The organism is Bacteroides rodentium JCM 16496 (assembly GCF_000614125.1).
Taxonomy (GTDB): Bacteria; Bacteroidota; Bacteroidia; order Bacteroidales; family Bacteroidaceae; genus Bacteroides; species Bacteroides rodentium.
In genome coordinates this window covers 1-7,022 of record NZ_BAKJ01000085.1, presented here as the reverse complement: position 1 = coordinate 7,022, position 7,022 = coordinate 1, and the positions used below count along the sequence as shown (strand labels likewise).

Genomic DNA, 7,022 nt, shown 5'->3' with positions numbered 1-7,022 from the left:
TTGCTTTCCTCCTTCGTTTCCGCCTCAGGAGCTTCTTCAAAATCCGTCATACCGTTTGCCACCAGCAAATTATACCAGGTAATCAACTTCTTGATGTCGGACGGATATACGCGATCGCGGTCGAAGGTAGGCAGTACCTCTGCCAGATAAGCGCGCAAGTCGTCGGCAGTAGCTTTTTTCAAATCCATCACTACGGCGGCACCATTTTCCTTTTTCTTCATGGAAAGAAACACTTCCTTCAAAGGAACATCTTCCGTATCTGTGTACATGGCAATGTCGCCCAAAGAAATAATCTTCTCATTACCATAGGCAGGGAAACGCTTCTTGTCTGCAAGCGACTCTACAATCAACATATTCTTTCCCTGGGAAACAAGCTTATATAATCCCGGTTTACCGGAAATGGACAAAATAGTCTTCAACATAATATATTCTGTTTTGATGATTAGTAGTTATTTTTTCGGGGGGCAAAGATAATGTAAGCCGAAGAGAATACAAAATAAGCTTGCTTATTTTTATTGTTAAGGAGATACCTATTTTCGTAACAGATAGTGCATTTATTCAGATAGCGAACCGATTAGCTCTAACACTTGCGGAATCAACGGCGTTTCACCGTCATTCACAATGACAAAATCTGCAAACTTCCGCTTTTCTTCGTCATCCATCTGGCTACGGACACGCTTTTCTATCAATTCGCGCGAGGAAGCATCCCGCCGGACGGCACGTGAAATGCGCACCTCTTCGGGCGCATAGACCATAACAATAGCATCCACTTCACCCGCAAACCCCGCTTCGACCAGAATGGCCGATTCTATACCGACAATGGGAAAAGCGGCGCGGCATTGCGCCCACTGCCGGAAGTCCTCCTTCACACGAGGATGCACAATACCATTGATTTCTTTGGCATGCTCCGGACTGCCGAAAAGATAAGACGCCAACAAAGGCTTGTTCAGCGTGCCACCGGCATACACTTCCGCACCAAGCAAGGCAGACAACTCCTTGCGGATGCAGGCATCGGAAACCATCAGTTGCTTCGTCTCCACATCCGAGATATAGACGGGAACACCCAGCACTTCCAGCAGCCGGGATACCATACTCTTTCCGCTACCGATACCACCGGTTATACCTATCTTAATCGCCATAATCAGGAGAAACTTGCTCTATCAGGAAATCCACTTGTGCCGGATTGAAACGCACCTGGCTCACCCCTTTCGGCAGATTCTTAATCTTTACCGTATACTTGTCGGAACCCAGACGGAGCAGTTCCTCATAAGACACGTAAATATGAAAATCATCAGCGTTAATCTGCCTGAAATGACTCAGACCAACCTGAAACGTGACCTGCACCTTGGAAGGGAAAGCGCGCAGCACCTTGTCGGCAGGAAAGTTAACGCCACGCAACGGCACCTCCACTGTCTTTTCCGTATAAATATCCACCGGAAGCATCATCTCAATGGAAGAAGGCACAAACTTCACACCTTTCTGGATACGCAGGGGGACTTGCTGCCTCAAGGTGTCCGATATATCTTCCAGCTTCACCGGTTGCGTATAGGCAACAGCAATCGTATCCAGCACGCCTTGCGGCGCATACACCAATACGGAATCGGGACTGAATATCGTATCCGAAAGATAATACTCACGTCCGGCACTCAGCGTGCCGCGCAGCTTCACCGGCACCAGTTTGGAGGCTCCCGTCGAATAGATGTACTCCAATGTATCCGGCTTCATGGAAAGCAGGCGGGTAGAGGCATTCAGCTGGTTCAGCACTTTCTTTTCAAACTGCGGGGGATATATCCTTACTTGATTATCCACGCCCTTATAATCGGCATAATCGAGGATAACGGGATAAAAGCTCTTTCCCAACATATAGTTGAGCAGTACCGTTCCCTTATCCTTTACCTTGATGCGGAGTTCTGAAGCAGGTTCAGAGGTAATCACCACATTATTAGGCACTCCCTTCAGCCGCACCGGTATAGAGAAATCCGCCTCATAGTCGTTGTTCAAGGTCTGCAAGAGCCAGAAGCCACCGGCTACAAAGAAGAAAAACAAAAAAATGAAGAACTCTCTGCTTTTATCGCTAAGCAGAAAGTCCTTCACTTCTCTAGATATCTTCAGATATGTACGTTGTATGTTCCTACGTTCAAACATAGGCTCACATTTCTATTATTTAGATGCCTGACTGCTGTTCGCATCAGCAGCTGCAGCAAAAATAGAATTCTTGTCTATACGAATCTTAACGTTAGAAGCGATTTCAAGCACCACATCATTGTCGTTGATTTCCTTGATAACACCATGGATACCACCGGCTGTGATTACTTTCTGATTCACTTGAAGCGATTTACGGAAGTTTGCTATTTCCTTTTGCTTCTTGTTTTGAGGACGAATCATAAAGAAATACATGATAACGAACATGGCTATCAGCATAATCCACATCATGCTACCACCACCGGCAGGGCCTGCAGCGGGAGCCTGCAGGAAGAATACAGTCATTAAGTTCATAAATACTCAGTTTTGGTTTCTATTATTAAACAAAGGTATTAGTTTTTCGTTAACTTACCTTCTTTTTTCAATTGATTAACTATTCCATCCAATGTACCGTTCACGAAGCTGCCGCTTTTGGCCGTGCTGTAAACTTTGGCAATATCGACATATTCATTTAACGAAACACTCACCGGAATGTTCGGGAAACTTAATATTTCGGCCAAGGCACACTGCATGATTACAACATCCATAAAGGCTACACGGTCCAAGTCCCAATTACGCGTATTCTCACTGATGAGGTGACGGTAATAGTCACAGTTCAAGATGGCACGGCGGAACAAACGACGTGCAAATTCCTGGTCTTCCTCATCCTTGAACTCCGGTAAAAGCTCCTGGTTGGCACCATTCTTCTCTTCAAAGCGCTTGATGGTTTTCAGTACGAAAGTATCCACAATCTCCTTGTCGTCATTCCAGTAGAGGCTCTGGTCTTCGAGCACACTGTCCAAGGCCTCGTTGTTGAAGACAAAAGTCTTATACAGCTTTCTCCACAATTCACGGTCGCATTCGTAAGAATTGTCCGAAGAAGCCATATATTCCTTATATATATCTGATTCCACTATTTTCTCATACAATCCCTTGACGAAGTCTTCATCATTGGCCACGTGCGCTTTTGGTTGGCGATGAATTCCGTCAATTGTTTGTTCACTTCCAACTGGGCTATGAACTTGTTTTCCACAAATTTCATGTTGGGATACAACTCCTCGGCAGTGGGAGCCAGCTTAGCTTTTGCCGCATCAATACGTTTTTGTGCGTAGTTCGTCAAAGCTATCATCAGCATCAGCAGGTAGTTGTAGAGGTCGTATGCCTTTGAAAGGCTAAAGAACAATTCTTTCTCCGCTGAGTCTAAATTTTTACTACCATTCTGATAATAAGCATATACAATCTGTATAATCTTAAGACGAATAAGAACTCTGTTGATCATAATTCTAAAGTAAATACAAGTGTTTTAACAAGGCGCAAAAGTAGGCATTTTTAATGAGTTTACATAAATAAATCACATTTTTTAATGCAGATATTGATTATCCGGTCTTTTTCTTTTGACAGTTTAAAAAAAATCGTCAATTTTGAGCCCGATAAAGAGCTAAAAGCTACGAGATACAAGTTTTAAGGTGATAATATCAAAATTGAGACCTATTATAATATGGAAGACTTTAAGAAGAAAAACGCAGCGGACATGAACGACAAGGAGATTGTATTCTCCCAATCCATCAAAGCAGGTAAGCGCATCTACTATTTGGACGTCAAGAAAAACAGAAAAGACGAAATGTTTCTCGCCATTACGGAAAGCAAGAAAATCGTGATGGGCGAGGGTGACGACTCTCAGGTAAGTTTCGAAAAGCACAAAATCTTTCTATACAAAGAAGATTTTGAAAAGTTCATGAACGGACTCCAGCAGGCCATCGGCTTCATCCAGGAACAGCAGGGTTGCTACACAAGGCATGCCGCTGACGACGAGGCAGAAACTCCCGAAACGCCCAAAGAAGAAGTGCCGCAAGAAGAAAAAGCTTCTCCTCTGGATGGAGAAATCAAGATAGACATTGAATTTTAAGTTATAACCTTTTGATAATTCAAAAAGAAGCTGTACTTTTGCACCGCTTTTTTGCAACATCGTGTGGTAAACCACATCGTGTGATGGTGAATTAAGCAAAAAATTTACTTAATTTAGAGTAACACAATTTTTTTAGAAATGAAATCAATTGAAGTAAAAGGAACTGCAAGAACTATTGCAGAACGTTCTTCGGAACAAGCAAGAGCTTTGAAAGCTATTCGTAAAAACAACGGTGTACCTTGCGTACTTTATGGTGCAGGTGAAAATGTTCACTTCACAGTACCTGCAGAGGGTCTGCGCAACTTGGTGTACACTCCGCACATCTACGTAGTCGACTTGGTGATTGATGGCAAGAAAGTAAACGCTATCATGAAAGATATCCAATTCCACCCCGTAAAGGATACTATCCTGCACGTTGACTTCTATCAAATCGACGAGGCTAAGCCTATCGTTATGGAAGTTCCGGTACAGATGGAAGGTTTGGCAGAAGGTGTTAAGGCCGGTGGTAAGCTGGTACTCCAGATGCGTAAGCTGAAAGTAAGAGCTTTGTATAACGTAATTCCTGAAAGACTGACTATCAACGTTGCCCACTTGGGACTTGGTAAGACTGTTAAAGTTGGCGAATTGCAATACGAAGGATTGGAATTGCTGAATGCCAAAGAAGCTGTTGTATGCGCCGTTAAGCTGACTCGTGCTGCAAGAGGTGCCGCTGCTGCTGCAGGCAACTAATCGATTCTTTCCAAGAAAGACTAAATATTCGGGAACGCGGATTAACGCAGCCAACGCAGATTTCATACTGATTTCCGCGGAAAGTTGCGATAATCCGCGTTCTTTTTATGGTTCACGAGAGTGTATAATTCACCACAGATTACACAGATTAACACAGAATGAATTTAATGTACCGATAATCAAAGATGTCTATCTGTGCAAATCTGTGTAATCTGTGGTGAATACCAGTTTTAACACCCTCATAAACAGGAAGCACTGACTATGAAATATTTAATTGTAGGATTGGGCAATATCGGCCCCGAATATCACGAAACCCGCCATAACATCGGATTCATGGCAGTAGATGCTCTGGCCAAAGCAGCGGGTGCCACTTTTACCGACGGACGTTATGGTTTCACCGCAACGCTGTCAGTCAAGGGACGCCAACTGTTACTGCTGAAGCCTTCCACCTTTATGAACCTCAGCGGCAACGCCGTACGCTACTGGATGCAAAAGGAAAACATTCCATTGGAGAATGTGTTGGTAGTGGTAGATGACCTGGCACTGCCTTTCGGCACACTGCGCCTGAAAGGTAAAGGAAGCGATGCGGGACATAACGGCCTTAAGCATATTGCAGCAACGCTGGGCACCCAGAATTATGCACGCCTGCGTTTCGGCATCGGCAATGACTTTCCCCGTGGTGGGCAGATTGACTATGTGCTGGGACATTTTACCGATGAAGATTGGAAAACAATGGGCGAGAGATTGGAAACAGCCGGAGAAATCATCAAAAGTTTCTGCCTGGCGGGAATAGATATCACCATGAATCAATATAACAAGAAATGAACGAAGCCAGAATTGACAAATGGATGTGGGCCGTGCGCATCTTCAAGACGCGTACCATAGCCGCCGAAGCCTGCAAAAAAGGACGCATCAGCATCAATGGCGCACTGGCAAAGGCTGCCCGTACGGTGAAACCGGGAGACGTCATCCAGGTGCGCAAGCCCCCCGTCACCTATTCCTTCAAAGTTCTGCAACCCATCGAAAAGCGTGTCGGCGCAAAGTTAGTGGCCGAAATGATGGAGAATGTAACGACTCCGGAACAGTATGAACTGCTGGAGATGAGCCGTGTCAGCGGTTTCGTCAACCGTGCCAAAGGTACCGGACGGCCAACGAAAAAAGACCGCCGGAGTCTGGAAGAATTTACAGAACCGGAATTTCTGGATGATTTTGACTTTGAATTCGATTTTGAGGAAGAGTAAAATAAGGGAAAGATTATGAGCGAGAGAATAATTAAATGGGGATTCATCGGTTGCGGAGAAGTGACAAAATACAAAAGCGGACCGGCATTTCAGAAAATAGAGAACTCCGAAGTAGTGGCCGTCATGAGCCGAAATGGCGACAAGGCCAAGACCTACGCCAAGGAAAGAGGGATTCCCAAATGGTACGACGATGCCCAGGAACTGATTGACGACGAAGAGGTGAACGCCGTGTACATTGCCACTCCTCCTTCTTCACATGCTACATACGCCATCATGTCCATGAAGGCTGGCAAACCGGTCTACATAGAGAAGCCGATGGCCGTTACCTACGAAGAGTGCTGCCGCATCAACCGCATTTCCAAAGAAACGGGTGTTCCATGTTTTGTCGCGTATTACCGCCGCTATCTGCCCTACTTCCTGAAGGTAAAGTCACTGGTAGAGGAGGGACATATTGGCAACATCATCAACATTCAAATCCGCTTCGCCCAGCCTCCCCGCGACCTCGACCATAACAAGGAAAACCTACCGTGGCGCGTGCAACCGGACATTGCCGGCGGAGGATACTTCTATGACCTTGCACCCCACCAGATAGACTTGCTGCAGGAAATCTTCGGATGCATCCTCGAAGCCAGCGGCTACAAGAGCAACCGTGGCAGACTATATCCTGCCGAAGACACCCTAAGCGCATGTTTCCAGTTTGACAGCGGACTGGTGGGCAGCGGCTCCTGGTGTTTCGTCGCCCACGAATCTGCCCGCGAAGACCGTATAGAAATCATTGGAGACAAAGGCATGATTTGTTTCTCCGTATTCACCTATGACCCCATTGCGCTGCACACAGAAAGAGGGCGTGAGGAAATCATTGTCGAAAATCCCACCTACGTCCAGCAACCGCTCATACAGGCAGTGGTAGACCACCTGCTGGGCAAGTCAGTCTGCAGCTGTGACGGCGAAAGCGCCACCCTGTA

At 45.7% G+C, this 7,022-nt stretch carries 9 protein-coding genes and 1 pseudogene; 5 read left to right on the top strand and 5 right to left on the bottom strand.

Annotated features, from left to right (window positions below; genetic code table 11):
* The 5 genes and pseudogenes from JCM16496_RS20055 to nusB all read right to left on the bottom strand — a co-directional run.
* A partial coding sequence (locus JCM16496_RS20055; protein WP_025836316.1) for a DUF5606 family protein occupies positions 1-422 on the bottom strand: 422 nt, incomplete at its 3' end.
* 132 nt (positions 423-554) lie between these two features.
* Positions 555-1,139 carry a dephospho-CoA kinase gene (gene coaE / locus JCM16496_RS20050; protein WP_128809759.1) on the bottom strand — a complete coding sequence of 195 codons (585 nt, stop codon included), beginning with the start codon at positions 1,137-1,139 and terminating at the stop codon, positions 555-557.
* A complete protein-coding gene (locus JCM16496_RS20045; protein ID WP_025836315.1) occupies positions 1,129-2,145 on the bottom strand; it encodes a CdaR family protein in 1,017 nt (338 codons plus the stop codon). Before JCM16496_RS20045 ends, coaE begins: the two co-directional genes overlap by 11 nt.
* Before the next feature lie 15 nt (positions 2,146-2,160).
* Positions 2,161-2,496 (bottom strand): preprotein translocase subunit YajC, encoded by a 336-nt coding sequence (gene yajC / locus JCM16496_RS20040; RefSeq protein WP_005831794.1) that lies wholly within the window; start codon positions 2,494-2,496, stop codon positions 2,161-2,163.
* A 38-nt stretch (positions 2,497-2,534) separates the two neighbouring features.
* Positions 2,535-3,460, bottom strand: a pseudogene (gene nusB / locus JCM16496_RS20035) (transcription antitermination factor NusB).
* A gap of 219 nt (positions 3,461-3,679) precedes the next feature.
* Here nusB and JCM16496_RS20030 point away from each other — a divergent pair.
* The 5 genes from JCM16496_RS20030 to JCM16496_RS20010 all read left to right on the top strand — a co-directional run.
* A complete protein-coding gene (locus JCM16496_RS20030; RefSeq protein WP_025836314.1) occupies positions 3,680-4,087 on the top strand; it encodes a PUR family DNA/RNA-binding protein in 408 nt (135 codons plus the stop codon).
* A gap of 138 nt (positions 4,088-4,225) precedes the next feature.
* Positions 4,226-4,816, top strand: coding sequence for a 50S ribosomal protein L25/general stress protein Ctc (locus tag JCM16496_RS20025; protein ID WP_005832708.1), 591 nt, complete (start codon positions 4,226-4,228; stop codon positions 4,814-4,816).
* Between the two features lie 261 nt (positions 4,817-5,077).
* Entirely contained in the window at positions 5,078-5,641 is a 564-nt protein-coding gene (gene pth / locus JCM16496_RS20020) for an aminoacyl-tRNA hydrolase (RefSeq protein ID WP_025836313.1), read from the top strand.
* Positions 5,638-6,057 (top strand): RNA-binding S4 domain-containing protein, encoded by a 420-nt coding sequence (locus JCM16496_RS20015; protein ID WP_005831803.1) that lies wholly within the window; start codon positions 5,638-5,640, stop codon positions 6,055-6,057. Before pth ends, JCM16496_RS20015 begins: the two co-directional genes overlap by 4 nt.
* A 15-nt stretch (positions 6,058-6,072) precedes the next feature.
* A partial coding sequence (locus tag JCM16496_RS20010) for a Gfo/Idh/MocA family protein (RefSeq protein ID WP_025836312.1) occupies positions 6,073-7,022 on the top strand: 950 nt, incomplete at its 3' end.

Coding starts and splice junctions, on each gene's coding strand:
- pth (WP_025836313.1), top strand. CDS start 5,078: ATGAAATATTTAATTGTAGGATTGGGCAATATCGGCCCCGAATATCAC.
- coaE (WP_128809759.1), bottom strand. CDS start 1,139: ATGGCGATTAAGATAGGTATAACCGGTGGTATCGGTAGCGGAAAGAGT.
- JCM16496_RS20030 (WP_025836314.1), top strand. CDS start 3,680: ATGGAAGACTTTAAGAAGAAAAACGCAGCGGACATGAACGACAAGGAG.
- yajC (WP_005831794.1), bottom strand. CDS start 2,496: ATGAACTTAATGACTGTATTCTTCCTGCAGGCTCCCGCTGCAGGCCCT.
- JCM16496_RS20015 (WP_005831803.1), top strand. CDS start 5,638: ATGAACGAAGCCAGAATTGACAAATGGATGTGGGCCGTGCGCATCTTC.
- JCM16496_RS20025 (WP_005832708.1), top strand. CDS start 4,226: ATGAAATCAATTGAAGTAAAAGGAACTGCAAGAACTATTGCAGAACGT.
- JCM16496_RS20045 (WP_025836315.1), bottom strand. CDS start 2,145: ATGTTTGAACGTAGGAACATACAACGTACATATCTGAAGATATCTAGA.